A 24,537-nucleotide genomic window follows, 5' to 3' on the forward strand; every position below is an offset into this window, starting at 1 on the left:
TGGTTTGGAGGATATGCCTCCATTACTTAAAATCCATGAGCTTGCGAATAAATTTTCTCCTTTTCTGTGACCTGTGACCTATTACCTGTGTCCTGTTAAACAAATACTTAATTATTAAACAAATTAATTAAAGTTTATAGACGCTTATTAAAATATATTATTACATTATATATTTTGCCGGATTGATTGCAACACCATTTGTTCTTAACTCAAAATGTATATGTGGCCCTGTACTATTTCCAGTGCTGCCTACAAGTGCGATTGTATCACCCTTCTTTATAACGTCACCTTTTTGCACGAGTATCTTGCTGCTATGTCCATACAATGTTTCTATACCGCCTCCATGATTTACCTTAACATAATATCCATATACAGAATTATAACCTGTTTCATTTACTACCCCATCCAGGGCAGCCCCTATATTTGATCCGTAACATGCTGCAATATCAATACCGTGATGAGTTGCTCCATATCTTCTGCCATAATTAGAAGTAATAATTCCTCTTGATGGTCTCTGAAGAAACGGTACTCCATCAGCAATAGGATTTTTCACACCATGATAAACTATAGTATCAATTGCTGGAATTGTAACATTCTCTTTTATTGTCTTTTCACTATTTTTAATGCCGTTAACATATGCAATCTGCTTATCAATAACAGCCTTTCCAGGGCTACCTTTTATCATCCTCATATTGCCTATATACATGGTGCTGTCAGGCATCATTACCGTATCTTCCTTTTTTATTTCCTGTATTTTTTCAACAGCATCTATATGTACATTAACTACTGGATAAGTCTTATTTATTTCTTTTATCCTTTTTGCCGCATCCTTATTAGATATTATTTTAGAAAGCTGTACTCGTACTTTCTTGTAAGTGCTTTTTGTATCTATATCAACTGATTTTACATTTGCTTCTTTAAGCTTCAGGTCCTTTATATAGCTATCTCCAACAGATTGGAGAATCTTTCTTCCATCATCTCTTGATGATATAATTGCAATTTCTTTATTATTAAGATACATATCGTATGCATCAACTTCTATATCAAGTGTCTTCTTTAAATTCTCCTTAATTTCCTGCACTGAAGATGCGTTTATACTTGTATCATTAATAACTCTAAATGAAATATCCTTCTGAGGAAACCTTACATTGCTATACTTTGCTGCAATTTCATTCTTAAGTTCATTATATGCCTTATCAGCTTCACCTTTATCATTTACATAACCAACTATTATCCCCTGATTTTTCACTTCATACCTAGTTATAGTTCTATCTAAAGAAAACCACATAAATAAGGGAAATATTAAGCATAATAACTTAGGCGCCTTTATATTCTTTTTAATTTTATCCATAATACATCCTTCCATAATTATCTTAATTATTTGCAACACATCTTTTACTTTACCCATACTTTCATTTTTTATACAAAAAATCATTAGTTGTTACTTATTGCACCCTTTGATATAATTAGCTTTAAGAGAACAAATACGTTTTATAGTCATATTCATTCATTAATTAATATGATAAATTGAACTTATTATTAAATAAAATTTGGAGGTGATACTGTCCTATGAGTACTTTTATGCTAAAAAATTCTCCTATTGAATTTACTCCTGTAAGCAATATTTTTATAGATAAATATATGGCTGAAGCTCGTGGCGAATTTGTAAAAGTTTATCTCTTAATGCTGAAATATAGAACATCAGGAGAAGTTGGCGTAAATTCATCAATTGTTGCATCAAACCTTCATCTTCTTGAATCTGATGTTATGAATGCTCTTGATTATTGGAATACGGAAGGCATCATAAAATTAACTCCTATCGACAACATGGGAAACTATGATATAGACTTCTGTGATCTATCAAATGATACAAATAATAATGAAAGCGTTGATCTTCTTTCAGAACTTGATAACAACAATTCAAAGGATATGCTTAAAGATATAGAAAAACTTATATCAAGACCTCTTTCCACAAAAGAAATGTCAACTTACTTAAGTTGGCAGAAAGAGCTTAATTTTTCTTATGAACTTATTCTTCTGCTTATTGAATACTGTGTATCCAAAGGAAAAACAGATGTAAGATACATAGAAAAGGTTGCACTTGGATGGCATAATTCAGGTATACAGAATATTGAAGATGCTCAATCCTATATAGCAAAACATGAAGATAAATGGATACAATTTAGAAAAATATTAGACTTTCTTGGTATGAAAAATGCTGAGGTCATGAAACCACAGCAAGATATGATGGAAAAATGGATTTATACTTATAATTTTTCTATTGAAATGATAAAAAAAGCTGCAACTATATGTTTTAACAGGCTTAATCATTCAGATTTTAAATATATTGATGGCATACTTTCTAAGTGGCATGCAGATAATATAAAGACTATTAAAGATATTGAATTGAAAGATGCAGTAAGAAAAAATAATACAACTTACAACAAATCTAATACTACTGCTTCAAACAGCAAAAATAATGCTGGTCTTAAATTTAATAACTTTAAACAACGCGAATATGATTATGATGAGTTAGAGAAAAAATTATTAGGATGGGATGACAATGATTAAGGGATATAAAACTCAAATTATGGATTACTATGAAAAAATTCGTTACCATGAGAGAAAAGCTCTCCAGGAAAGAAAAGATAATATAAAAAGAGAACATCCTGAGATACTTGACCTTGAAAATGAGATCGGACGTCTTTCAATAAAGCTTTCTATGGATATACTTAGACACGGAAATGCTGATGATGTAGTAAGTAAAACCAGAGAAGCCATAACTGATCTTAGAGTACAGAAAGCAGAACTGCTTGTTGCTTACGGCTATGGGCAGGATTATCTTTCAATGCACTATCAGTGCAGTAAATGTAATGATACAGGTTACATAGGAACAAAGAGATGCTCATGCTTTGACAGATACCTTGTTAAACTTTATTATAAAAGTTCTGAACTTGCAGAATCAATAAAAACAAATAACTTTAATACATTCAACTTAGATTTTTATTCTCCAAGATCAGATGGAAGCGAAAAGTTTTCGCCTAGAGATAATATAGAACAAATATTATCTTATATTAAGAATGATTATATCCCTAACTTTAAAAACCATTCTGTAAATATGCTTTTTTATGGTGATCCTGGTACAGGAAAAACTTTCATGACTCAATGTATAGCAAAGGAACTCTTAGATAAAGGTTTCCTTGTTATTTATAAAACTTCTGACGAACTTAATAAGGATTTGAGAACTATAACATTTGATAATGATAAAGCATTAGAAGAATCACTTATAAATTGTGATCTACTTATTATTGATGACTTAGGTGCTGAACAGATAACAGACTTTTCAGTTACTAATTTCTTTACATTTCTTAATAAGAAACTTATTAAGAATAAGAAAATGCTTATTTCAACAAATCTATTACTATCAGACTTAACAAAGTCATATACAGAAAGAATTACATCAAGATTATTTGGAAACTTCAGGCTTCAGAAATTTTATACTGAAGATATAAGAATACAGAAAAAATCCTTAAGGCAAAATAGATTTTCAGAAAAAACTATACTTAATCAATAGATGCTCTTTTTAATATATAATTAATGATGAAACCAGCAGACCATGACTGCTGGTTTCTTTATTTTAATTAAATCCTTAATAATGCATATCGCATAATGAAGGAAAATTAAGTGAGTAACTTATAAATTATCTTATGTACAAAAAAGACTATTACAGTTATTGTAATAGTCTTTATATTTGGCGACTCAGAAGGGACTTGAACCCACGACATCCAGCGTGACAGGCTGGCACTCTAACCAACTGAGCTACTGAGCCACATATGGTGGTCACAATAGGGCTCGAACCTATGACCCTCTGCTTGTAAGGCAGATGCTCTCCCAGCTGAGCTATGCGACCGTATTGGTGACTTCTAGGGGAATCGAACCCCTGTTACCACCGTGAAAGGGTGGTGTCTTAACCGCTTGACCAAGAAGCCATATTATTTTTTATTTTGTATTGTTTTTAAAATGGAGCTGGCAATAGGACTTGAACCTACAACCTGCTGATTACAAGTCAGCTGCTCTACCAATTGAGCCATGCCAGCAGTATTTTAAAAAAATGGCGACTCAGAAGGGACTTGAACCCACGACATCCAGCGTGACAGGCTGGCACTCTAACCAACTGAGCTACTGAGCCACATATGGTGGTCACAATAGGGCTCGAACCTATGACCCTCTGCTTGTAAGGCAGATGCTCTCCCAGCTGAGCTATGCGACCGTATTGGTGACTTCTAGGGGAATCGAACCCCTGTTACCACCGTGAAAGGGTGGTGTCTTAACCGCTTGACCAAGAAGCCATATTATTTTTTATTTTGTATTGTTTTTAAAATGGAGCTGGCAATAGGACTTGAACCTACAACCTGCTGATTACAAGTCAGCTGCTCTACCAATTGAGCCATGCCAGCAGTATTTTAAAAAAATGGCGACTCAGAAGGGACTTGAACCCACGACATCCAGCGTGACAGGCTGGCACTCTAACCAACTGAGCTACTGAGCCACATATGGTGGTCACAATAGGGCTCGAACCTATGACCCTCTGCTTGTAAGGCAGATGCTCTCCCAGCTGAGCTATGCGACCATAATGGTGACTTCTAGGGGAATCGAACCCCTGTTACCACCGTGAAAGGGTGGTGTCTTAACCGCTTGACCAAGAAGCCATATTGTTTTGTTTTTTCAAGTCTCCCGACCTGACATAGACTATCTTACAAAAAATAAGCCTTTGTGTCAACATTTTTTTTTAACTTTTTTTATTTTATTATATTATTTAGTTTTTACTACTGCTTTTGATTCCTCCTCATCTCCTTTACTATAGCTGTTTATAGCCATTTCATAATGTTTAATAAGATCTCTTCTTCTTTTTATTTGTTTCTCCACCTCTGACATCTCAAACCTGCATCTTTCAATAAATTCTTCCTTATTTAACCTAGAAATATTTATATTGTAACTATCTTTCCTGAAATTTTCTCCATTACATAATATATTTAATGGAGTTGTATTATTTGCCTGAAGAAGAATTTCTTTTTCCCATCTTCCTCTTTTACTTGGTTGTTTATATATATCCTTTAGAAGATTTATATCATATAATCGTCCATTAATTTCTTCTTCTATAGAATCGATAAGTGCCTTATAAAAAAAACTTCCTACTCCTCTGGGAATTTTTATTTTCAATATAAATCTATTTTTTAAAAGCAGTTCATCTTTTTCGCATTCAGTAATATACTCTACATCTCTAGACGAAAAAGTCTTCATTCCATTACCCGTAGGATATGATACTATAACCTGATCATAGTTGATTCTTTTAACATCAAACTGCCTTCCGAAATCTTCACTTTCCTTATTTATTATTTTTACTTTCATATTACTGCACCTCAATATTATTATTCTCAATATAGTGTTATTTATGTTTAAATTATTATTATTTGTGATAAAATTTTTATAAGATATCTTTGATTAAGGAGTGTTTTATAGAGATGATATATCATGACATAATAGTACTTGGCGGAGGCGCCTCAGGATTAATGGCAGCTATTACCGCGAAAGATTTTGGTGCAGATGTTGCAATAATTGAAGGAACTGATAGAGTTGGTAGAAAAATTTTAGCTACAGGAAATGGACGATGCAATATTTCCAACTCCACTATAAAATTTCCTTTTAATCAATACCATAGTAATAATAAGAACTTTTTCAACTCTGTATTATCACAGTTTGGCGTAGAAGAAACTAAAAACTTTTTCTATTCACTAGGGCTTCCTTTTGTTGAACTTCAAAATGGTAAACTTTATCCACAATCGCTGCAATCTTCATCTGTTGTGGATATTTTCAGATTTGCAATAGAAGATAGATGTATACCTGTGTATAACTCTTTTAAAGTTAAAAATATATCCACAACTAAGAAAGGTTTCATTTTATCCACAGTGGATAATTCCAAAGAAGTTATCCACTGCACTAAACTTATCGTTGCCTGTGGAGGAAAAAGTGCAGTGAAAACAGGATCTGACGGTTCAGCTTACAATCTCTTAAAATCTCTTGGTCACAATGTAACTCGTACATATCCTGCAATAGTTCAGTTAAAACTTGACTACGGCAGATTAAAAGCTATTTCTGGTGTTAAATTTGACGGATATGCTTCTGTATTTGTGGATGATAAAGAAATTAGAAAAGAATTTGGCGAAATACTCTTCACAGATTACGGAATATCAGGTCCTCCAGTTCTGCAGATTTCAGCTATTGCTTCTTTAAACACTGAGCTTAATAAGAATGTGAAAATAAAAGTTGATATGATGCCTAAAATGACAGATGATGAATTGCAGTCATTCCTAGAAAATCACCTTGGAATGCTTTCTTATAGGCCTATATGCGATGCTCTGACAGGAATAATAAATAAGAAACTTATACCTGTTATACTTAAGGAAGCTGGCATTTATGATATTCATATACCATGTTATGAACTTTCATGGCAGCAGAAAAAATCCCTTATGTCATTGTTTAAAAACTGGTCTTTTAAATGCACAGGACCAAATGGCTTTAATAATGCCCAGGTAACGGCTGGTGGTATTGATACTAATGACATAGATGATAACACTCTTGAATCCAAAATAGTCCCTAATCTTTATTTCTGTGGCGAAATAATGGATGTTCACGGTGACTGCGGTGGATATAACCTTCAGTGGGCATGGAGTTCAGGATTTGCAGCAGGAAAAGCAGCAGCAAAAAATTAGATATGAGATAAGAACTAAGCGATAAAGAGATTTGAATATTTTTCCTCTATTAAAATTAGAAATTTATGCCTGCTTAACCGCAGCGCATAAATTTCATCCTGTTCTCTTCTCTCTGCTCTCATATCTCTAATCTATTTTTCTTTTTTCCACTCTGTTTCGCATAGTGCGAGTATTGTGTTTTCTTCGTTAAGTATTCTTGTCTTTACGACTATTTTTTCATCTTCATTTACGACTTTAGCTTCAACACATACTGTGTGTCCATATTGTACCTCTTTAATAAAGTTTACCTTTATTCTGCTCATCTTATATTTTAAGATTATATCTCTTGGTACTATTTCAAGTGCCCATTCCATATATTTTGTATTGTTAACGTGTCCGTTTGTATCTATATCACTATATCTTACTGCAAATTGTTTAGACATTTCACTTTCAAACTTTTTATCAAGGTTATCAAGTTCAAAACTATCCTCTTCACATTTATAGATTGTTTTCATCGTTTCAGGAACTCTCATAGCTCTTCTCTTTTTAAGATCTAAAAGAAGGAATAATCCTCTTCCCTTAACTATGATATTTCCTTCTGCGTCTTTAATAAGATAATTTCTATATGCATAGAACTTTCTCATTCCAAGTGCATCTGTACAAACAGTAAGCTTCTCTCCCAGCTTTGGATATCTTAAAACCTCTATGTCATACTTATAGAATATCCATGCCATATTATCACTTATAAGCTTATTAAGGCCTAATCCTAACGCTTCTGACTGGTGAAAGCCTATATCACAGAAGAAATCAGCTATAGACGTTAACTTTGCATCTCCCCTTGCATCTACATTATAGTAGTTAACGTCATATTCTTTTTCATATACTGCTCCCATAACAATACCTCCTTCACTTTCCCTAAATTGCAATAAAGAGGTCATTGACAAGCAATAACCTCTTATATTATTAAGTATATTTATTATTTATTTAATGCTTCTATTAGAGCATTTACATCTAATCCATGTACCATAGCTGCTTCTTCAATTGTTTCTGCCTGAGCTGATGGACATCCAACACAACCCATTCCAAATTCCATTAGAGTAGCTACTTTTTCAGGAGCAGTTCTTACAACTTCACCTATAGTCATATCTTTAGTTATCATAATTCTCACCTTCTCCTATTCAGTATATACTATACATCCATAATTATACTAAATAAGATTTTTAAATGCAACTAAAACAGTAGGATTTATATTTCCTCTCTAACCCTGATAGTCTGAGCTCTTTCAGGTCCAACAGATACGATAGAAATCTTTGTTCCAGTAAGTTCTTCTATTCTTCTTAAATAGATCTTTGCGTTTTCAGGAATTTCATCATAAGATCTTGCATTTGCAACTGATTCATCCCATCCATCAAATTCTTCATATACAGGTTCGCACTTAGCAACATCTTCAAGACTTGCTGGGAAGTAGTCAATAACTTTTCCATCAAACTTGTAGCCAACGCACACCTTAACCTTATCAAGTCCAGCTAAAGTATCTATCTTAGTTACTGCAAGTGAAGTTAATCCACATACTCTTACAGTTGTCTTTAAGATAACAAGGTCAAGCCATCCACATCTTCTTGCTCTTCCTGTAGTAACACCAAATTCATGTCCTTTTTCTCTGATCCATTCTCCCATATCATCATTTAATTCTGTTGGGAATGGCCCCTTACCAACTCTTGTAGTGTATGCTTTACATATACCAACTGCATTAGTGATCATAGTTGGTCCTATACCAGTTCCGTTTGAAACTCCACCAGAAGTAGTATTTGAAGATGTAACATATGGATAGCTTCCGTGGTCTATATCAAGAAGCATTCCCTGAGCACCTTCAAATAATACGTTCTTGTTGTTCATGATTTCATCATAAATTCTAACAGAAGTATCACATACGTATGGTCTTATTCTTTCTGCATACTCTAAGTATTGCTTACATATTTCATCAAAGTTTAAAGCTTCTCCACCATAAACCTTAGTTATATAAGCATTCTTTATTTCAATATTTTCTTTTAGTTTTTCTATAAAAACTTCTTTATGAAGAAGATCACATATTCTTATTCCTGATCTTTCAATCTTATCTGTATAGCAAGGTCCTATTCCTTTACCTGTAGTTCCTATATCATTTTTTCCTCTTGCTTTTTCTTTTAAAGCATCTAGTATTCTATGATATGGCATAATTAAATGAGCTCTGTCACTTATTATAAGTTTCTCTGGAGTAACCTTTACTCCTAATCCTTCTAGATAATCTATTTCTGTAAATAATGCCTTTGGATCAACAACGACACCATTTCCTATAACATTTAACTTATTATCATATAAAACTCCTGATGGTATTAAGTGTAGTTTATAATCAGTGTCTCCAACAACTACTGTATGACCTGCATTATTTCCACCCTGGAATCTTACAACTACGTCTGCTTCTTCTGCAAGATAGTCTGTCATTTTTCCTTTTCCTTCATCGCCCCATTGAGCTCCTAAAACTATAAATGCTGACATTTGACTTCCTCCTTTTGCTTTTATGCAAACTCATTAGTGAACATATTGTCCCTATACAATACTATCAAACGATACTATATTGGTCAATAATATCCACGAATATTTTTGTAAAGTATATTTTTATAATTCGTGAAAAACTATATTTTTTGATAATTTCTACTAATTCAATAAAATCCTTAAAAGTTGTTTTTGGCGCTTATTTTCCTTTATAAAAAAAGGTTTGCAATACATATTAAGAAGACTCTGTCGCTAAATCGCTCCAAGTCGTTTCTACATATGTCTTGCAAACCCTGGATTACCAAAGGACGAAATTGCATTCTACCATTTTTGAATGCAATTTCCTAGACTATAAGAAATAAAAAGTAGCATCTCTGCTACTTTTTAAAAATACTAGTTTAATCGGCCTAAATCGATGTTCTACTATATCGATTTTTTATACCCTTTGTTTTTCAAGCATTATTTTCATATTCAAGTATATTATACACTAAATTCAGAAAATTAAAAACTATATTTATAATTTATTTTTATAATTTTTTAGATTTTTCTTCGCAACATTTCATTGCCTTTTCAACTGAACTTCTAAAGCCACTATTCTCTAATTCTATTACAGCATCAATTGTTGTACCTCCAGGTGAGCAAACCATATCTTTTAAAGCTCCTGGATGCATTCCTGTCTCCAATATCATCTTTGCAGATCCCATCACAGCCTGAGCCGCAAACTTATATGCTTTACTTCTTGGTATACCCATCTGTACTGCAGAATCAGCCATAGCTTCTATCAGCATAAATATATATGCAGGCGAAGAACCACTAACTGCTATAAAAGCATGAAAATATTTTTCTTCAAGTTCCTCACACTTACCGAAAGAATTAAAGATATCAAAAATATCCTTTTTACCTTCGTCTTGCATATATTCATTAAAGCATATGGCAGTCATTGATTCTCCTACAAGTGCAGGAGTGTTAGGCATTGTTCTTGTCGCCTTAATCTCTCTGCCAAACCACTGCTCAATATTATCAATGGTTACACCTGCAGCTATTGATACAATAACTGTGTCGTTACTTACGAAACTTTTAATTTCATCTATAATACTCTTAAATATATTTGGTTTTACAGCTATAAATAATATATCTGACTTTTGAGCGACCTCTATATTGGAGCAAACATTTACTGCTAGTTCATTCCTTATCTTTTCTAAAGTTTCTTTTGTTCTTGCTGATACAAATACATCAGAAACATTACACAAACCACTATCTATTATACCTTTTAATATAGCGTGGCCCATATTGCCGCAACCTATAAATCCAATTTTCTTATTCATAACATCCCCACCTGCTTTTAATTATGATTAAATTCAAGATTTCCAAATTTACTGAATTGACCAAGCCATGCAAGTTTCACAGTTCCAACCGGACCGTTTCTCTGTTTAGCTATTATACATTCAGCTACATTTTTATCCTCGGTTTCTTTATCATAATATTCATCTCGATACAAAAACATAACAACATCGGCATCCTGCTCAATTGATCCAGACTCTCTTAAATCTGAAAGCATCGGTCTATGATCTGCTCTCTGTTCAGGTGCACGGGAAAGCTGTGAAAGTGCAATTACAGGGCACTCCATTTCCTTAGCAAGTGCCTTGATGTTTCTTGATATTTCTGAAACTTCCTGCTGTCTGCTTTCGCCACTTCCAGTCATAAGCTGAAGGTAATCTATAAGGATCATATCTATACCGTGCTCCATCTTTATTTTTCTGCACTTAGATCTTACTTCCATTACAGATACACCTGCAGTATCATCTATATATATTTTTGCATTTGAAAGAGGTCCAGCTGCACGTGCGATATTTTCCCAATCCTTATCATCAAGATTACCTGTTCTAAGGGCAAGCATATCTACATTTGCTTCTGAACACAGAAGCTTATATGCAAGCTGTTCCTTTGACATTTCCAGAGAAAATATAACTACACTTTTACCTTCCTTAAGCGCCGCATTTTCAGCAATATTAAGTGCAAAAGTAGTCTTTCCCATAGATGGTCTTGCAGCAACAAGAACCATATCGCCCTTCTGGAATCCCGAAGTCTTATCATCAAGATCTGTAAATCCTGAACCAACTCCAGTGATTTCTCCTTTATTATTAAATAGCCTTTCTATTTCAGCAAAACTTCTTTCAAGTACATCGCTTAGTGCTTCATATTCGCCAGTATTTCTCTTTTCGCCTATATCGAACACTCTTTTTTCAGCAGAATCTATTACTTTAACTACATCATCCTGCTTGTTATAACAGTCTTCAATTATATCAGTTGACGATCTTATCAGCTTTCTTAAAAGTGATTTTTCCTCAACTATTTTTATATAAGCAGTAAGATTTGCTGTACTTGGTACAGCATTACTTATCTCTGTTACGTAAGTAATACCCCCCGCTTTTTCAAGCCTATCTGTAGCTTTTAAATGTTCAAGAAGAGTTATTTCATCTACAGGCTCATCCTTCTGTACCATTTCCATTATACTGGAGTATATTGTTTTATGAGAGTCTCTATAAAAGTCTTCGGCTTTTAAAAACTCAGCAGCTTTTGCTATTGCATATTTATCAATTATCATTGATCCTAATACCATCTGCTCTGCTTCTATGCTCTGAGGCAGACTTCTCATTACTGGTGCATCCATAAAGCTGCCCTCCTTTAATATGCTTTATTAAACTACTATAAATAAGTCATTTTTCTTACTTATCAAAAACTATCTTCATAACATCATCTATATGAGATACTGTCTTAACTTCAATATCCTCAAGACCTATTGGAACATCTTTCTTATTATCTTCTGGAACAATTACAAGCTTTATGCCTTTTCTCTTTGCTCCATATATCTTTTCAAATATTCCGCCTACAGGCTTAACATTTCCTCTTAAAGATATTTCACCTGTTATTGCAATATCCTGTTTAATAGGTTTATCCAATAATGCAGATATTATACATATTGTTATTGCAGTACCAGCTGACGGTCCATCGATATTTCCTCCACCAATAACATTGACATGAACATCGTAATCCTTAATATCTATATCGGTAACCTTTCTGATTACAGATGCAGCATTAACAACAGAATCCTTTGCCATTGATCCAGCTGTATCATTAAACTTTATAGTTCCCTTACCCTTATGCTGAGCTTTAAAAACGGCAGTTTCTATTTCTATAGTTGAACCAAGAAATCCTGCAACACCTAGTCCATATACATGTCCAATTTCGCTTCTATCAAGATTATCAAGTATTTCATAAGGAGCATATCTTCCTATAGATAATACATCCTCTAAATCACTTTTTGTTATTTCGCTTCTATATCCATCATTTTTATATAATGAATAAGCATAAGCATCGGCAAGTATGTTTACTGCCTTTCTTCCTTCTATAGTATAGTTAGATATAGTATCAGCAATACCATCTTCAAGTGTTACTTCAAGCTTCTTTGCTGCATTCTGAACTATTACCTTTATATTTCCTGATGAAAGTGGTTCAAAGAATACTTCAGTACATCTTGAACGTATAGCAGGATTTATATCCTGGGGGCTTCTTGTTGTTGCTCCTATAAGGATAAAATCAGCTGGTGCTCCTTTTTCAAAAAGATATCTTATATACTTTGGTATGTTTTCATCATCTGGGTCATAGTAAGAAGATGAGAACTGAACTCTCTTATCTTCAAGAACTTTAAGAAGTTTGTTCTGAAGCATATCATCAAGCTCCCCGATTTCATCTATAAAAAGAACTCCACCGTGAGCTTCTGTTACAAGACCAGTCTTAGGTTCTGGTATTCCTGTTTCAGCGAGATCCCTTTTACTTCCCTGATATATAGGATCATGTACAGATCCTAAAAGAGGGTTTGTAATTTCTCTTGGATCCCATCTTAAAGTTGATCCATCAACTTCTACAAACTTTGATTCTTCATCGAATGGTGTATATTCAAGTTTCTTTGCTTCTTCAAGAGCAAGCCTGGCTGCTGTAGTCTTACCTACTCCAGGAGGTCCATAAAGAATAACATGTTGTGGGTATGGAGATGCAAGCTTTGAAATAAGTGACTTAATAGCTCTCTCCTGACCTATTATTTCTTTAAAACTTGATGGTCTTAAAAGACTCATAACACTCTTGTTAGAAGTTCTTGCATCAAGATTCATTAATTTCTCATACTTTTTCTTAGTCTTATCATTTTCAGGACCTTTTTGCTTTTTAATAATGCCAAGCCTTATCTCATCTATATACTTATCCTGCTTATCAACAAGATACTGCTCAACCTGTCCTTCAATCTTATTCTGAACATATTTTCTTGCAAGTTCTTCTGAAAACCACTGATATGTATCTTCCAGAGCCTCTTTAAGATTTGCTTCAGTTGGTATTTCCTTAAGGCCTCTGCCATCTGAAGCAACTTTATTTAAAGCATAAAGTCTTTTGAATTCATCATCAGACTTCATGTTTTTCTGCATCCTATGTCTTATAACTCTGGCTCTTATGGTTCCTTCATCTAATATGTTCTTTAATATATCAAATAATACATCAACCTGAGCTCTAAGTCCCATATCACTATTAATGATATATTCTAAAACATTCATTTCATTATTTGAATTCAAGTTAAATCCTCCTTATTGTTTAGGAACAACTGTTACTTTCATTTTTGTTGAAATTTCTGGATAAACTTTAACTTCTATTGTAAATGTTCCTGCTGTTTTTATCGTATCCATTACTATCTTCTTTTTATCAATAGTAACATTATGTTGTGCTTTTATATATTCAGCTACATCTTTGCTTGTTATAGCTCCAAATAATCTGCCATTTTCTCCAGCCTTAGCAGTTATATTAATTTCCTTATTCATTAAGTCATTAGCAACAGCCTGAGCTGCTTCTGTTTCAGCAAGTTTCTTTCTTCTTTCAGTTTCCTTCTTGGCATTTAATATATGCATATTAGCATCAGTAGCTTCCTCTGCTAATTTCCTTGGAAATAAAAAGTTTCTTGCATATCCATCAGATGTATTTACTACATCCCCTTTCTTTCCTACTGTTTTAACATCTTTTAATAAAATAACTTTCATTATTAATCACCTTCCTCTAAATATTTACCAATAGCCTTTTTAAGTCTGACAAGTGCTTCATCTATTGTTGAATCAAAAAGCTTTGTGCCAGCAATATTCATGTGACCTCCGCCTCCAAGTGACTCAAGTATTACCTGAACATTAATATCTCCAAAACTTCTTCCGCTTATGGATACATCATTATTTATTTTAACAAGAACAAACGATGCTTTTATAGATGTAATATTAAGCAACTCATCTGCTGCCTGTGCAGGTATTATTGTATCTTTAACACTTGATGGACATATAGCTATAGCTATGCCATTTTCAACTGTGGCAGATTTAATAGTATCACTTCTCTTTATATAGCTTTCAAGGTCATCACTGAACATTTTCTTTACATCAATTGTATCAGCTCCAAGCCTTCTTAAAAATGATGCTGCTTCAAAGGTTCTTACACCAGTTTTAAAATAAAAATTCTTGGTGTCAACACATATTCCAGCAAGAAGGCCCTCTGCTTCTATCTGTTTAAGCTTAGGCTTATCTAACATATATTGTACCATTTCGGTTATCAATTCGGAAGTGGATGATGCATACACTTCAATATAAGTAAGCAATGCCCCTTCAATTGCATCAGCACTTCTTCTATGATGATCTATTATAACAACCTTTTTAGCTCTATCTACAAGCTCTATATTACTCACATAATTTCTAGCATGAACATCTACTACAATAACAAGAGTATCATCATCAAGATTATTCATTGCGCTGTCATAATCTATAAATAATTCTTCACTTTTATATTGTTCCTTAAGCTTTTTAAGATATAAATCAATACCTCTAGTATCATTTCCCATAAGTATCTTACAGTTCTTTCCCAGCTGCCTTATTACTGATGAAATACCAACAGCTGCTCCAAAACAGTCCATATCAGGGTTCTTATGCCCCACTATATAGACCTTGCTGCTTTCATAAACAAGATCAATAAGAGAACGAGCTATAACTCTTGCTCTTACTCTTGTTCTTCTTTCAATTTCCTTAGTATTACCGCCAAAAAAACATAACTTATCTTTTCTCTTAACAACTACCTGATCTCCACCTCTACCCAGTGATAATTCAAGTGCTGTAACAGCATACTTCTGATTTTCTCTTGGATTTACTCCGCCTCTTCCAACACCAATGCTTAAAGTAGGCTCAAGTTTATTTCCAACAGAAATTTCTCTTACTCTATCAAGAATATCAAACTTTTTGCTCATTTCTGCTTCTATTACAGAATCTGAAACTGATAATATATACTTACTTCCTTCATACTTTTTAATCATGGCATTAAGACTCTTAGCATATTCAGTTATAACACTGTCTATTTCAGCAACAAGCAGTGAAGACTTAATAGAATCGATACTACTGCTGACTTCAGTAAGGTTATCAACGTCTATAAGCATTATACTTTCTTTTGTTCCTTCTTCAATGTATGTTACATCATTAAAGAATACCATTATAATATTTGTATTTTCATAGGCATCTACTATCTTTTTAGAATAAACTTCATAACTGCTTCTATTTATTGATATCTTCTGAGAATAAGTTTTGCTCATCTTTAAGACATTTTCTAGTGACAAACCTCTGACAATAGATGCAATATTACAGCCGCTTATCTTTTCTGATTCAAAGACTTCTTTAAATCTGCTGTTACACCATATCATTTCTCCATCTTCTTTTATAAATGCAAGAGGATAAATCTGTTTAAATAGATTATCCTTTATAAAATACTCACTAAACCTTCCTATATCTTCTGTATCAGCTACCTGTTTTTTCTCCTTATATCTTGCTCTATACAGAATTCCTGAATTCATAGCAAGAGTTAAAATTATGATTATATAAGAATATATATAATACCCTTCACTGATAAAAAATATAGTTACCATAGAACTAAATATCAAAAGAACTAATAATTTGCCATAAGTATTATCCTTGTTATCCATACTCGTGCCTTCCTAACTAATAAGATTTTCTAGAAGATTTATTGTTTACTGTTAATTCTTCTTCTTAAAGCAGAACCAATACTATTTTCATCTTTTCCCCTAATATCAAAAATCAGATCTACAATTCCTAAAGACAGTAATAATACACTTAAAGGTGAGACCATTAATACGCATAATATGCCCGCCATAACTCTGCCCATCTTTAATTTATTAACTAGATAATAATCCACAATTGTTAATCCAGATATTATCATTATTAATGAAAACAAGCTTAAGCTTGCACCCATAATATATTCTGAATAAATAACTTTCTTTTGTACTAAAAACATTGCAATACATACAATAAGAATAAGGGCCGCACCAGCTTTTATTCCAATATACCAATCTGCAAATTTTATCATAGGCTGAACATTTATATTCATATTTAATCTGTTAATTACTTTCCTAGCTATATTATAAGTTATAATAGATGAAATCACTGCACCAACTACTAGCGCTGCAGGTACAGCCATTAAAAGCATCTTTGCATCTATATTCATCATCTGTACATATGCTGGATTACTATTTAAATTTATCCCCATTTTTTCATAGATAGACAGCGAATCCTGTATCAGTTTTATAGTTTCATCTGCCCATTTCATAAAAGTCATATTCATTAATAAATATAAATATACTGTTGAATATACAATAATAGAAATTATATTTGTTATTGTTAAAATAACTGCTGTATATGATGTCTTTTTATTTTTTCTTATGCATACGCCTAATATAAGTCCACATGGTGCATAAAGTATCAGCGGCATAATTGCATTGAATACACCGCTAAAAATTCCGATAATAACTGCACTTACCAGAACAGCTCCAATACCGACTTTATAATTATATTTTATATTAAGCACAACTATAGGGATAGGTGCTATAAAAATGAATAACGGCACAATTATAGGCACATATGATGCCATAAGTGAAAATACCACTATAAGAGCTGCCATTAATGCTGCTTCAACTATGGCATGAGCTGAATATCTTTCTTTCATTTTTGTCCTCCGCATCTTGTAAGCAAATAAAATGCTTACCTATTATTCTCTTGTTTTTAAGTGACTATATAATTTAGAGAGACTTTTTCCTTCCCTCTCTACAGTATCATCCTCAATTACTCCTATTTTTAATTTCTTTTTCATATCTTCATCTATCTCGACTGCAGAATATCCAAGTTTATCTCCCAGTACATATAGTACTATTATGGCATTTGATATACAATTAAGTATTGCATCTTTCGCCACATTGCTTCCTTTTGTAAGAAGTCTAAAAAACTCTCCTATTATACATAGAAGCTGTGCTTTTAATTGCTCTATAGATTTAATATTACCCATTATATTAAAATCGTCTCTGTTCATATTTATACCTCTTTTTACACCATTTTAAGCTATATTTACATTTTAATTTTTTTATACCCACTTTTCAATAAAAAATGCTTTTATACCTCAAAATTTACATCAATATATAAAAAAACCTGAAAAGATAATCTTTTCAGGTTTATATGTTTTATTATTACTCAGTTGTGAATGGTAATAATGCTATATTTCTAGCTCTCTTTACTGCATCAGTAATTTGTCTCTGATGCTTTGCACATGTACCAGAAATTCTTCTTGGAAGAATCTTTCCTCTTTCTGTTACATATTTTCTTAGCTTATTAACATCTTTGTAGTCTATTCCTTCAGCTTTTTCAGCACAGAATACACAAACCTTTTTTCTAGATCTTCTCATCTTTCCATTAGGTCTTCTGTTGTTATTAGCTTCTTTATTCATCATTCTTCCCTCCTTACCTAATTTATTAGAATGGTATATCTCCATCATCTACAGGAGTCATATCTTCTTCACCATGGCCGCCTCCAAAGCTACTTGAAGGAGCACTATCATATCCAGCAGAGTGTCCGCCAAAGTTATCAGTAGCCTGACCTGAATGTGAACTCTTACCTAAGAATTCAACTTCATTAGCTACAACTTCTGTGACATATCTCTTTGTACCATCTTTGGCTTCATAAGACCTTGTTTGGATTCTTCCGCCAACAGCCATCTGACTACCTTTGTTCATATAATTAGCTACAGATTCTGCCTGCTTACCCCATACTACTACAGGAATAAAATCAGCTTCTCTCTGCTTAGTTGCTGCATTATACTTATCAACTGCTAGTGTTAATGTTGTGACTGCTGTACCTGAACCTGGAGTAAATCTTAATTCAGGATCCTTTGTAAGTCTTCCTATTAGAAATACTTTGTTCATGTTAGAACACCAACCTTTTATTACTCTTCATCTTTAACGATAATATGTCTCATAACGCCGTCAGTAATTCTGAATATTCTATCTAATTCGCTTGGTAATTCAGGATTAGCTGAGAAGTTTATTAATGTGTAGAAACCTTCAGACTTCTTGTTTATTTCGTAAGCAAGCTTTCTCTTACCCCAAACGTCAACATTGTCTACAGTTCCACCTTCATTTTCTATTACACCCTTGAATTTTTCAGTAGCAGCCTTTATAGCTTCTTCATCCATTGCTGGGTCTAATATAAATATAGTTTCATACTTTCTCATTATGTTTGCACCTCCTCCCCTCGGTCTATGGCTGTGTTTTACACAGCAGGGATTACAATAAATCATTTTATCATAGGTATTTGTTAATTACAAGTAATATGAAAAATTATATTACTTTATTTTTTAGATTTTTAAACATTTTTAACCATATATCTTTTTAGCATTCTTCTGGAACTTAGATCTTGGCAACATGACAATTCTTCCACAGCCAATACATTTTATTTTTACATCTGCTCCTACTCTTATTATTTCCCAGTCATAACTTCCACATGGATGCTGTTTCTTCATTCTTACAACATCACCAACATCAAAACTTTCTATCATATATATCCCCCTTTTGTATTATTTCTCAATATTATCAAAATTAACTATATGCAATTTCTGATAAGGAATTTCTACATTATTTTCATCAAGTGCTTCCTTAAGCATCTTTCTAAGTCTTGTTTCATTTGTAAGCTGAGTAAGTGGTTTAACTTTTCCATTTACTCTTATAGTAACGCTTGAATCATTTAACTTAGTCACTCCAAGTACAGCAGGTTTTTCAATTATATCATCATTACCTTTTGCAAACTTATCACATGCTTTGTTAATTACTTCTATAGCCTTATCAATACTTTCTTCATAAGCAATATCAACATCAACTGTAATTCTTACATTTTCCTTGCAGTGATTTGTAACAACTTTTATAGAACCATTAGGCATGATATGTGTATTTCCATTAAAATCCACAAGTTTAGTACTTCTAAGACCAATGCTGCTTACTATACCACTATAATTATCATCTATTGTGATGTAATCTCCTACTCCAAATTGATCTTCAAAAATAATAAAAAATCCATTGGCTATATCATTTACTATATCTTTAGCACCAAAACCTATTACAGCTCCTCCTATACCAGCAAAAGTAAGTGACATTCCTCCTGTAAGTTTATCTAATATAGCTGCAATTCCTATAAAATATACAGTATACTTCAAGACACTTTTTAAAATAGCTCCTATAGTTGTTACCTTCTTAGTATCCATAGAGAATCTAGCCTGACTCTCAGACTGTCTCTTAACAAATCTGTTTATTGCGTAATTTCCAATCTTGATTACAGCAAACATTACTACCGCTATAATCGCAACAGCAATAAGTCTTCCTATTAAACCGTATATTGTTTCTAATTTTATTACGCCATAACTTCCAAATCTTACAATTTCATTTTTATCATCTACCGAGAATATGTTTCCTAAAATTCCCATACACTTCCTCCGTATATTACTTTATTTTTTCTAATGAATTATTGTTTATCTTATATATATTTTTGTAGCTTATCTTTTCATCATCAATAAATTCTTCACTTTTGCTATATACTTCATCATCAAACACTATACATATGCCACAGCTATGAGTTATCTGTGTAGGAGTCGGCATTACCATTATATTGAATTTTTTTTCTTTTAATCTGCTTTCCGCATTTACCGCATCATGATTATTCTTAAACACCATTAAATACTTATTCATTAAAACACACCTTTCATTTAATAATATTGGTTCATACATAATTACTTATTCAAGAATCAAAGCAATTACTATTAGTATATATTATAATTTTTGCTAAGTGAAGAACATTTATTTTGAAACTTAACCACCTGTAATAGATGAAAAAAAATTTTTCTTCATATATAATAAGTAGTAGTTTTTTACTTTAATAATAAGAAATAAAAGCTGATATATTCAATAAACTCAGCTGATTGAAATGAAATTCATTATTGAATGTATAATGTATAATTTCGGATAAAACTTCGCTAAAGCACAGTTTTTATAAAAGTATAAGTAAATACATTTATCTTTAAAATATTTTTAATTCATTAATTCGGTAGCTTGAAGGTATCCTCCATTAAAATTTATAAATCCGCAAACGGATTTCATCCTTAATTATACATTACACAATATACATTCTACATTAATTCGATAAACTCTCATTCAGTAAAACTATTAATATAATACTAAAATAAGGAGACTAATACGATATGAGTATATATTTAGATAATGCATCTACTTCTTTTCCAAAGCCAAAGGAAGTACTTGATTCAATAAATAATTTTATGATTAATTTAGGTGGAAACTCTGGTAGAGGCTCTTCTTCAAGTTCATTAAAAAGCAGTCATGTCACTTATAATTGTCGAGAAGCAGTAGCTCAGTTTTTCAATTTTAATAAATCTGAGAATGTTATTTTTACTAATAATATAACATCTTCATTAAACATACTTCTTAATTCAATCGTGCAGGAAGGATGGCATGTTATAACTTCAACTATGGAACATAACTCTGTGTTAAGACCTCTATTCAAACTTAAAGAAGAACGAAATATAGAATTAACAGTAGTGCAAGCCGATAATAACGGATTTGTTGCTGCTGCTGATATCGATAATGCTATAAAAGATAACACAAAGCTTGTTATTCTTTCACAAGCTTCAAATGTTATAGGAAATATTCAGCCTTTAAAAGAAATTGGTGAATTATGCAGGAAAAAAAGCATATATTTTATTATTGATACTGCTCAGTCTGCTGGAGGTATTAATGTAGATTTTAAGGAGCTTAACTGTAATGCATTAGCTTTTACTGGTCACAAGGGACTTCTTGGTCCTCAGGGTATAGGTGGATTTATAATAGATGATGATTTAAATGATATCGCCAAACCTGTTTTTGTAGGTGGTACAGGAAGTATGTCATATTCATTGGTTCAACCTGATTTTCTTCCTGATAAATTTGAGAGCGGTACACTTAATACACCTGGAATAGCAGGCTTGTATTCAGCAATAAATTATATTAATAAAGAAACTATAAATGCTATCCACACAAAGGAAATGTATTTATCTAGACTTCTTTTAGATGACTTAAACAACATGGATTACATTACTTTATATGGTCCTAATACTACAATTAACAGATTGTCTACTTTTTCAATAAATTTGAATGATATGAATTCAAATGAATTTTCATATTACCTTGATTCAAAATATAACATAATTACAAGAACAGGACTTCACTGTGCTCCTCTTGCTCATAAAACTATCGGTACTGAAAATATGGGTACAGTAAGAATAAGTATAGGCTATTTTAATACTGTGGAGGATATAAAAAGTCTTATTGATGCTATTTATCATATCCATAAGGGGGTTTAATTTTTATGGAACAAAATATAGAATCAAAGTTAGCTAGATATTCATCATTTTTTATTATCTATACACTGATATTTTATATTTTTGTTTCAACATTAAAATATACACTACCTTTTGTATTTGCATTTTGCATTGCTCTTCTCTTAAAAAAGCCCACAAAAGTATTAATGCACAAATTTAACATAAGTCTGACTATAGCTTCGTTAATTACCTCATTATCTTTTTGGGCTGTTATCATACTTTTAAATGTTTTGCTTTTTTCTTTAATGATAGATGAATTATTTATATTAGCCAAACGTGTTCAGTTATTTTTCTCTTCAGATTATAACAACTTAAATAGTCTGATGTCTAAGGCACAAAATAATCTTTTAAAAATGAATATAGATCCAATAATTCTTAATTATTTAAAAGATAGTCTCTTGTCTTCATTCAAAGATATTGCAGGAAATATTATGTCTTTAAGCACAGCAGCACTGCAGTTCATAATAAACATTTTAAAATATATACCATATATTTTTATGCTTATAATCTTTACTATTATTTCAACATACTTTATAACAAAAGAACTTATTATTAGAAGCAGCAAGAGTTTAATCTCTTCTCGTAATTTCAGAGCTTCTTATTCTAATACTATCTCACAAGTATCAAATAGTTCAAAAAAAATGCTTAGCAGATATATACTATCATACTGTTTCTTGATTCTTATGTCTTTTTCTATTACATTTTTTGGCCTGGTAATATTAAGAATAAGATATAGTCTTCTTCTAAGTATACTATGTTCAATCTTAGATTTGCTCCCTGTAGTAGGAATGCCTTTTGTATATATACCTTTATGTATTTTTTACTTTTTATCAGATGATTATTTTACTGCTATAGGACTTATTATATTATATTTTATTGTATTCATAAGCAGGCAAATCCTTGAACCTAAAGTAGTTTCTTCGACTCTTAATATTCATCCACTTGCAATACTTATTTCTATCTTTATAGGACTTGAAGCAGGCGGAATTCGTGGTATGATTTATATGATTTTTCTTGTTATAAGTTATACTATATTAAAACAGTGTAATATATTATAAATATTTATTTTTCATTGTATACATTTTTAATTTATTGGTAAAAATCCAAATATAGGAGGGTTTTTATGAGTAAATTTATTATAGAATCAAATATGCAAAATTCATTTTTAACTCTTGGAAAGTATCTAGTAGATAAGGTTACACCAATACTAAAAACTAATAGTGATCTTATATTTTTATGTATTGGCAGTGACAGATGCACAGGTGATTCCCTTGGTCCTCTTGTAGGCGATAAGATTCAGTTTCTTTCTTCTAATAATGTCTATGTTTATGGAAATCTAGAATCCACAGTAAATGCAACCAATTTAGATAATGTTCTTACCACCATAAGATCAAATCATGTAAACCCATATATAATCGCAATAGATGCTTCTCTCGGCAATTCAGCTGACATAGGAAAAATTATAATAAATGATGAACCACTTTACCCAGGAAAAGCTCTAAATAAAAATCTACCTTCAATAGGAAACATAAGTATTGTCGGAATTGTTAATATTTCAAGCCATTTTCAATTTACAACACTGCAAAACACTAGACTTTATACAGTTATGAAAATAGCTAACACTATTGCTAAAGGTATTTCATATTTTTCACTGAAACAAAATTATGATGATAATTGCTTGTCCAATATGTAAAAATATTTGAAATACATATTATTAAGCTTTTATAGTAAACTCACTCCAAGTCGTTTCTTCATATGTCTTGAACTCCTCGGATTACTAAAGGCTGAAATTGCATTATACTATTTTTTAATTAAGTTGAAATCCTTTGTTTTCAACTCTTTACATCATTAAAATTTCATCTTTTTCAACGCAACTTTCTCGAGACATTGAAAAAATGCAGAAGCTCTGCTTCTGCATTTTCATTAATTTACTTTATTTATTGCTTCATTAAGAACATCAAGCTCTTCTTCTGATAAGTCATATCTTGATATTCCCTTATCAACTGGTTTAGCATAAGTTGTACTTTCGTTTCTTCCAAATATACTAGTTAATATTAGTCCATCGTTATTTTCATCTAACATGGCAATTGAGAAACTCAAGTCGCTTCCTATATCCTCAAATGCCTTATATCTTGTAATAGCAATTTTCTGAACACATGATTTAGTTTTCTTTTTTAAGTCTTTGATTTCTTTTAAGCACTCTTTTGACTTTTCTTCAGATTCATTAATTGAATCTAGATTATTAATAATTAGTTCTTCAAGATTCTGAGTACTTGTGCCTCTCATCATCTTCTTATATCTACTTTCTATATTATTTATTGCTTTACCCTGTACTAAAACTATTATAAATAATAGAATTACTATTACTGATAATCCAATAATTATATATGGGCTAAACAATTGTATGTTACTAATTACCTGATGCATTTTTTCTTCCTT

General features: G+C 31.9%; 25 protein-coding genes and 11 tRNA genes. 6 read left to right on the forward strand and 30 right to left on the reverse strand.

Annotation, left to right across the window (positions count from 1 at the left end; genetic code table 11):
* Positions 1 to 160: 160 nt before the first annotated feature.
* Entirely contained in the window at positions 161 to 1,408 is a 1,248-nt protein-coding gene (locus tag FYJ33_RS09655) for a M23 family metallopeptidase (RefSeq protein WP_206046662.1), read from the reverse strand.
* 161 nt (positions 1,409 to 1,569) lie between these two features.
* Between FYJ33_RS09655 and FYJ33_RS09660 the strand changes: the two genes are divergently transcribed.
* Positions 1,570 to 2,571: a DnaD domain protein gene (locus FYJ33_RS09660; protein ID WP_154531542.1), complete on the forward strand. Its 1,002-nt coding sequence runs from the start codon at positions 1,570 to 1,572 to the stop codon at positions 2,569 to 2,571.
* Positions 2,564 to 3,574 carry an ATP-binding protein gene (locus FYJ33_RS09665; protein ID WP_154531543.1) on the forward strand — a complete coding sequence of 337 codons (1,011 nt, stop codon included), beginning with the start codon at positions 2,564 to 2,566 and terminating at the stop codon, positions 3,572 to 3,574. The genes FYJ33_RS09660 and FYJ33_RS09665 overlap by 8 nt, the downstream gene beginning before the upstream one ends.
* Positions 3,575 to 3,752: 178 nt before the next feature.
* On the opposite strand, the gene FYJ33_RS09670 is transcribed toward FYJ33_RS09665, so the two are convergent.
* The 12 genes from FYJ33_RS09670 to FYJ33_RS09725 all read right to left on the reverse strand — a co-directional run bounded on the left by FYJ33_RS09670 (position 3,753) and on the right by FYJ33_RS09725 (position 5,409).
* A tRNA-Asp gene (locus tag FYJ33_RS09670) sits at positions 3,753 to 3,829 on the reverse strand.
* A 5-nt stretch (positions 3,830 to 3,834) separates the two neighbouring features.
* Positions 3,835 to 3,910, reverse strand: a tRNA-Val gene (locus FYJ33_RS09675).
* A gap of 4 nt (positions 3,911 to 3,914) precedes the next feature.
* Positions 3,915 to 3,989, reverse strand: a tRNA-Glu gene (locus tag FYJ33_RS09680).
* Between the two features lie 32 nt (positions 3,990 to 4,021).
* Positions 4,022 to 4,097 (reverse strand) — tRNA-Thr (locus FYJ33_RS09685).
* A gap of 15 nt (positions 4,098 to 4,112) precedes the next feature.
* Positions 4,113 to 4,189, reverse strand: a tRNA-Asp gene (locus FYJ33_RS09690).
* Positions 4,190 to 4,194: 5 nt separating this feature from the next.
* Positions 4,195 to 4,270, reverse strand: a tRNA-Val gene (locus FYJ33_RS09695).
* A 4-nt stretch (positions 4,271 to 4,274) separates the two neighbouring features.
* A tRNA-Glu gene (locus tag FYJ33_RS09700) sits at positions 4,275 to 4,349 on the reverse strand.
* A 32-nt stretch (positions 4,350 to 4,381) separates the two neighbouring features.
* Positions 4,382 to 4,457 (reverse strand) — tRNA-Thr (locus FYJ33_RS09705).
* 15 nt (positions 4,458 to 4,472) lie between these two features.
* A tRNA-Asp gene (locus FYJ33_RS09710) sits at positions 4,473 to 4,549 on the reverse strand.
* 5 nt (positions 4,550 to 4,554) lie between these two features.
* Positions 4,555 to 4,630 (reverse strand) — tRNA-Val (locus tag FYJ33_RS09715).
* 4 nt (positions 4,631 to 4,634) lie between these two features.
* Positions 4,635 to 4,709: transfer RNA gene (locus FYJ33_RS09720), tRNA-Glu, on the reverse strand.
* Between the two features lie 103 nt (positions 4,710 to 4,812).
* Positions 4,813 to 5,409 (reverse strand): hypothetical protein, encoded by a 597-nt coding sequence (locus tag FYJ33_RS09725; protein WP_154531544.1) that lies wholly within the window; start codon positions 5,407 to 5,409, stop codon positions 4,813 to 4,815.
* A gap of 113 nt (positions 5,410 to 5,522) precedes the next feature.
* Between FYJ33_RS09725 and FYJ33_RS09730 the strand changes: the two genes are divergently transcribed.
* Positions 5,523 to 6,770: a BaiN/RdsA family NAD(P)/FAD-dependent oxidoreductase gene (locus tag FYJ33_RS09730; RefSeq protein ID WP_154531545.1), complete on the forward strand. Its 1,248-nt coding sequence runs from the start codon at positions 5,523 to 5,525 to the stop codon at positions 6,768 to 6,770.
* A 131-nt stretch (positions 6,771 to 6,901) separates the two neighbouring features.
* On the opposite strand, the gene FYJ33_RS09735 is transcribed toward FYJ33_RS09730, so the two are convergent.
* The 16 genes from FYJ33_RS09735 to FYJ33_RS09810 all read right to left on the reverse strand — a co-directional run bounded on the left by FYJ33_RS09735 (position 6,902) and on the right by FYJ33_RS09810 (position 20,416).
* A complete protein-coding gene (locus FYJ33_RS09735; protein WP_206046663.1) occupies positions 6,902 to 7,642 on the reverse strand; it encodes an acyl-[acyl-carrier-protein] thioesterase in 741 nt (246 codons plus the stop codon).
* A gap of 83 nt (positions 7,643 to 7,725) precedes the next feature.
* Complete coding sequence (locus FYJ33_RS09740; RefSeq protein WP_154531547.1) at positions 7,726 to 7,908, reverse strand: DUF1858 domain-containing protein; 183 nt, start codon at positions 7,906 to 7,908, stop codon at positions 7,726 to 7,728.
* 86 nt (positions 7,909 to 7,994) lie between these two features.
* Positions 7,995 to 9,284 carry an adenylosuccinate synthase gene (locus FYJ33_RS09745; RefSeq protein ID WP_154531548.1) on the reverse strand — a complete coding sequence of 430 codons (1,290 nt, stop codon included), beginning with the start codon at positions 9,282 to 9,284 and terminating at the stop codon, positions 7,995 to 7,997.
* Positions 9,285 to 9,808: 524 nt separating this feature from the next.
* A complete protein-coding gene (gene proC, locus FYJ33_RS09750; protein WP_154531549.1) occupies positions 9,809 to 10,606 on the reverse strand; it encodes a pyrroline-5-carboxylate reductase in 798 nt (265 codons plus the stop codon).
* 17 nt (positions 10,607 to 10,623) lie between these two features.
* Positions 10,624 to 11,952 (reverse strand): replicative DNA helicase, encoded by a 1,329-nt coding sequence (locus FYJ33_RS09755; RefSeq protein WP_154531550.1) that lies wholly within the window; start codon positions 11,950 to 11,952, stop codon positions 10,624 to 10,626.
* Between the two features lie 55 nt (positions 11,953 to 12,007).
* The gene (lonC, locus tag FYJ33_RS09760) at positions 12,008 to 13,900 is read right to left on the reverse strand and encodes a Lon family ATP-dependent protease (protein ID WP_206046664.1); all 1,893 of its coding nucleotides are present in this window, start codon (positions 13,898 to 13,900) and stop codon (positions 12,008 to 12,010) included.
* A gap of 12 nt (positions 13,901 to 13,912) precedes the next feature.
* Positions 13,913 to 14,359 (reverse strand): 50S ribosomal protein L9, encoded by a 447-nt coding sequence (gene rplI, locus FYJ33_RS09765; protein WP_154531551.1) that lies wholly within the window; start codon positions 14,357 to 14,359, stop codon positions 13,913 to 13,915.
* A 2-nt stretch (positions 14,360 to 14,361) separates the two neighbouring features.
* A complete protein-coding gene (locus tag FYJ33_RS09770) occupies positions 14,362 to 16,320 on the reverse strand; it encodes a DHH family phosphoesterase (protein ID WP_154531552.1) in 1,959 nt (652 codons plus the stop codon).
* Between the two features lie 38 nt (positions 16,321 to 16,358).
* Positions 16,359 to 17,357: a DUF2232 domain-containing protein gene (locus FYJ33_RS09775; protein WP_206046665.1), complete on the reverse strand. Its 999-nt coding sequence runs from the start codon at positions 17,355 to 17,357 to the stop codon at positions 16,359 to 16,361.
* Between the two features lie 42 nt (positions 17,358 to 17,399).
* Positions 17,400 to 17,717, reverse strand: a complete 318-nt coding sequence (locus FYJ33_RS09780) for a MazG-like family protein (RefSeq protein ID WP_154531554.1) — start codon at positions 17,715 to 17,717, stop codon at positions 17,400 to 17,402.
* Positions 17,718 to 17,871: 154 nt separating this feature from the next.
* Entirely contained in the window at positions 17,872 to 18,132 is a 261-nt protein-coding gene (gene rpsR / locus FYJ33_RS09785; protein WP_154531555.1) for a 30S ribosomal protein S18, read from the reverse strand.
* Between the two features lie 22 nt (positions 18,133 to 18,154).
* Positions 18,155 to 18,604 carry a single-stranded DNA-binding protein gene (locus tag FYJ33_RS09790; RefSeq protein WP_154531556.1) on the reverse strand — a complete coding sequence of 150 codons (450 nt, stop codon included), beginning with the start codon at positions 18,602 to 18,604 and terminating at the stop codon, positions 18,155 to 18,157.
* A 20-nt stretch (positions 18,605 to 18,624) separates the two neighbouring features.
* Positions 18,625 to 18,912 (reverse strand): 30S ribosomal protein S6, encoded by a 288-nt coding sequence (gene rpsF, locus FYJ33_RS09795; protein ID WP_154531557.1) that lies wholly within the window; start codon positions 18,910 to 18,912, stop codon positions 18,625 to 18,627.
* A 141-nt stretch (positions 18,913 to 19,053) separates the two neighbouring features.
* On the reverse strand, positions 19,054 to 19,236 hold the full coding sequence (locus FYJ33_RS09800) for a DUF951 domain-containing protein (RefSeq protein WP_154531558.1): 183 nt from the start codon (positions 19,234 to 19,236) through the stop codon (positions 19,054 to 19,056).
* A gap of 18 nt (positions 19,237 to 19,254) precedes the next feature.
* Positions 19,255 to 20,154 (reverse strand): mechanosensitive ion channel family protein, encoded by a 900-nt coding sequence (locus tag FYJ33_RS09805; protein WP_154531559.1) that lies wholly within the window; start codon positions 20,152 to 20,154, stop codon positions 19,255 to 19,257.
* 16 nt (positions 20,155 to 20,170) lie between these two features.
* Positions 20,171 to 20,416, reverse strand: a complete 246-nt coding sequence (locus tag FYJ33_RS09810) for a DUF3343 domain-containing protein (RefSeq protein ID WP_154531560.1) — start codon at positions 20,414 to 20,416, stop codon at positions 20,171 to 20,173.
* Positions 20,417 to 20,925: 509 nt separating this feature from the next.
* On the opposite strand from FYJ33_RS09810, the gene FYJ33_RS09815 reads away from it, so the two are divergent.
* The 3 genes from FYJ33_RS09815 to yyaC all read left to right on the forward strand — a co-directional run bounded on the left by FYJ33_RS09815 (position 20,926) and on the right by yyaC (position 23,791).
* Positions 20,926 to 22,080, forward strand: coding sequence for an aminotransferase class V-fold PLP-dependent enzyme (locus FYJ33_RS09815; RefSeq protein WP_154531561.1), 1,155 nt, complete (start codon positions 20,926 to 20,928; stop codon positions 22,078 to 22,080).
* Positions 22,081 to 22,085: 5 nt separating this feature from the next.
* Complete coding sequence (gene ytvI / locus FYJ33_RS09820) at positions 22,086 to 23,156, forward strand: sporulation integral membrane protein YtvI (RefSeq protein WP_154531562.1); 1,071 nt, start codon at positions 22,086 to 22,088, stop codon at positions 23,154 to 23,156.
* Positions 23,157 to 23,221: 65 nt separating this feature from the next.
* Positions 23,222 to 23,791, forward strand: a complete 570-nt coding sequence (gene yyaC, locus FYJ33_RS09825) for a spore protease YyaC (protein ID WP_154531563.1) — start codon at positions 23,222 to 23,224, stop codon at positions 23,789 to 23,791.
* Positions 23,792 to 24,021: 230 nt separating this feature from the next.
* On the opposite strand, the gene FYJ33_RS09830 is transcribed toward yyaC, so the two are convergent.
* The gene (locus FYJ33_RS09830) at positions 24,022 to 24,525 is read right to left on the reverse strand and encodes a DUF4446 family protein (RefSeq protein ID WP_154531564.1); all 504 of its coding nucleotides are present in this window, start codon (positions 24,523 to 24,525) and stop codon (positions 24,022 to 24,024) included.
* Between the last annotated feature and the right edge of the window lie 12 nt (positions 24,526 to 24,537).

The organism is Inconstantimicrobium porci, from assembly GCF_009696465.1.
In the GTDB taxonomy this organism is placed as follows: domain Bacteria; phylum Bacillota; class Clostridia; order Clostridiales; family Clostridiaceae; genus Inconstantimicrobium; species Inconstantimicrobium porci.

Bases quoted from the DNA above. Each gene is read 5' to 3' on its own strand.
- FYJ33_RS09800 (WP_154531558.1), bottom strand. From the start codon at position 19,236: ATGATAGAAAGTTTTGATGTTGGTGATGTTGTAAGAATGAAGAAACAG.
- FYJ33_RS09730 (WP_154531545.1), top strand. From the start codon at position 5,523: ATGATATATCATGACATAATAGTACTTGGCGGAGGCGCCTCAGGATTA.
- rpsF (WP_154531557.1), bottom strand. From the start codon at position 18,912: ATGAGAAAGTATGAAACTATATTTATATTAGACCCAGCAATGGATGAA.
- FYJ33_RS09830 (WP_154531564.1), bottom strand. From the start codon at position 24,525: ATGCATCAGGTAATTAGTAACATACAATTGTTTAGCCCATATATAATT.
- FYJ33_RS09755 (WP_154531550.1), bottom strand. From the start codon at position 11,952: ATGGATGCACCAGTAATGAGAAGTCTGCCTCAGAGCATAGAAGCAGAG.
- ytvI (WP_154531562.1), top strand. From the start codon at position 22,086: ATGGAACAAAATATAGAATCAAAGTTAGCTAGATATTCATCATTTTTT.
- FYJ33_RS09725 (WP_154531544.1), bottom strand. From the start codon at position 5,409: ATGAAAGTAAAAATAATAAATAAGGAAAGTGAAGATTTCGGAAGGCAG.
- FYJ33_RS09770 (WP_154531552.1), bottom strand. From the start codon at position 16,320: ATGGATAACAAGGATAATACTTATGGCAAATTATTAGTTCTTTTGATA.
- FYJ33_RS09735 (WP_206046663.1), bottom strand. From the start codon at position 7,642: ATGGGAGCAGTATATGAAAAAGAATATGACGTTAACTACTATAATGTA.
- FYJ33_RS09655 (WP_206046662.1), bottom strand. From the start codon at position 1,408: ATGGGTAAAGTAAAAGATGTGTTGCAAATAATTAAGATAATTATGGAA.
- rpsR (WP_154531555.1), bottom strand. From the start codon at position 18,132: ATGATGAATAAAGAAGCTAATAACAACAGAAGACCTAATGGAAAGATG.
- FYJ33_RS09810 (WP_154531560.1), bottom strand. From the start codon at position 20,416: ATGAATAAGTATTTAATGGTGTTTAAGAATAATCATGATGCGGTAAAT.
- FYJ33_RS09805 (WP_154531559.1), bottom strand. From the start codon at position 20,154: ATGGGAATTTTAGGAAACATATTCTCGGTAGATGATAAAAATGAAATT.
- FYJ33_RS09740 (WP_154531547.1), bottom strand. From the start codon at position 7,908: ATGATAACTAAAGATATGACTATAGGTGAAGTTGTAAGAACTGCTCCT.
- FYJ33_RS09660 (WP_154531542.1), top strand. From the start codon at position 1,570: ATGAGTACTTTTATGCTAAAAAATTCTCCTATTGAATTTACTCCTGTA.
- FYJ33_RS09665 (WP_154531543.1), top strand. From the start codon at position 2,564: ATGATTAAGGGATATAAAACTCAAATTATGGATTACTATGAAAAAATT.
- yyaC (WP_154531563.1), top strand. From the start codon at position 23,222: ATGAGTAAATTTATTATAGAATCAAATATGCAAAATTCATTTTTAACT.
- FYJ33_RS09780 (WP_154531554.1), bottom strand. From the start codon at position 17,717: ATGAACAGAGACGATTTTAATATAATGGGTAATATTAAATCTATAGAG.
- rplI (WP_154531551.1), bottom strand. From the start codon at position 14,359: ATGAAAGTTATTTTATTAAAAGATGTTAAAACAGTAGGAAAGAAAGGG.
- FYJ33_RS09790 (WP_154531556.1), bottom strand. From the start codon at position 18,604: ATGAACAAAGTATTTCTAATAGGAAGACTTACAAAGGATCCTGAATTA.
- FYJ33_RS09745 (WP_154531548.1), bottom strand. From the start codon at position 9,284: ATGTCAGCATTTATAGTTTTAGGAGCTCAATGGGGCGATGAAGGAAAA.
- FYJ33_RS09815 (WP_154531561.1), top strand. From the start codon at position 20,926: ATGAGTATATATTTAGATAATGCATCTACTTCTTTTCCAAAGCCAAAG.
- proC (WP_154531549.1), bottom strand. From the start codon at position 10,606: ATGAATAAGAAAATTGGATTTATAGGTTGCGGCAATATGGGCCACGCT.
- FYJ33_RS09775 (WP_206046665.1), bottom strand. From the start codon at position 17,357: ATGAAAGAAAGATATTCAGCTCATGCCATAGTTGAAGCAGCATTAATG.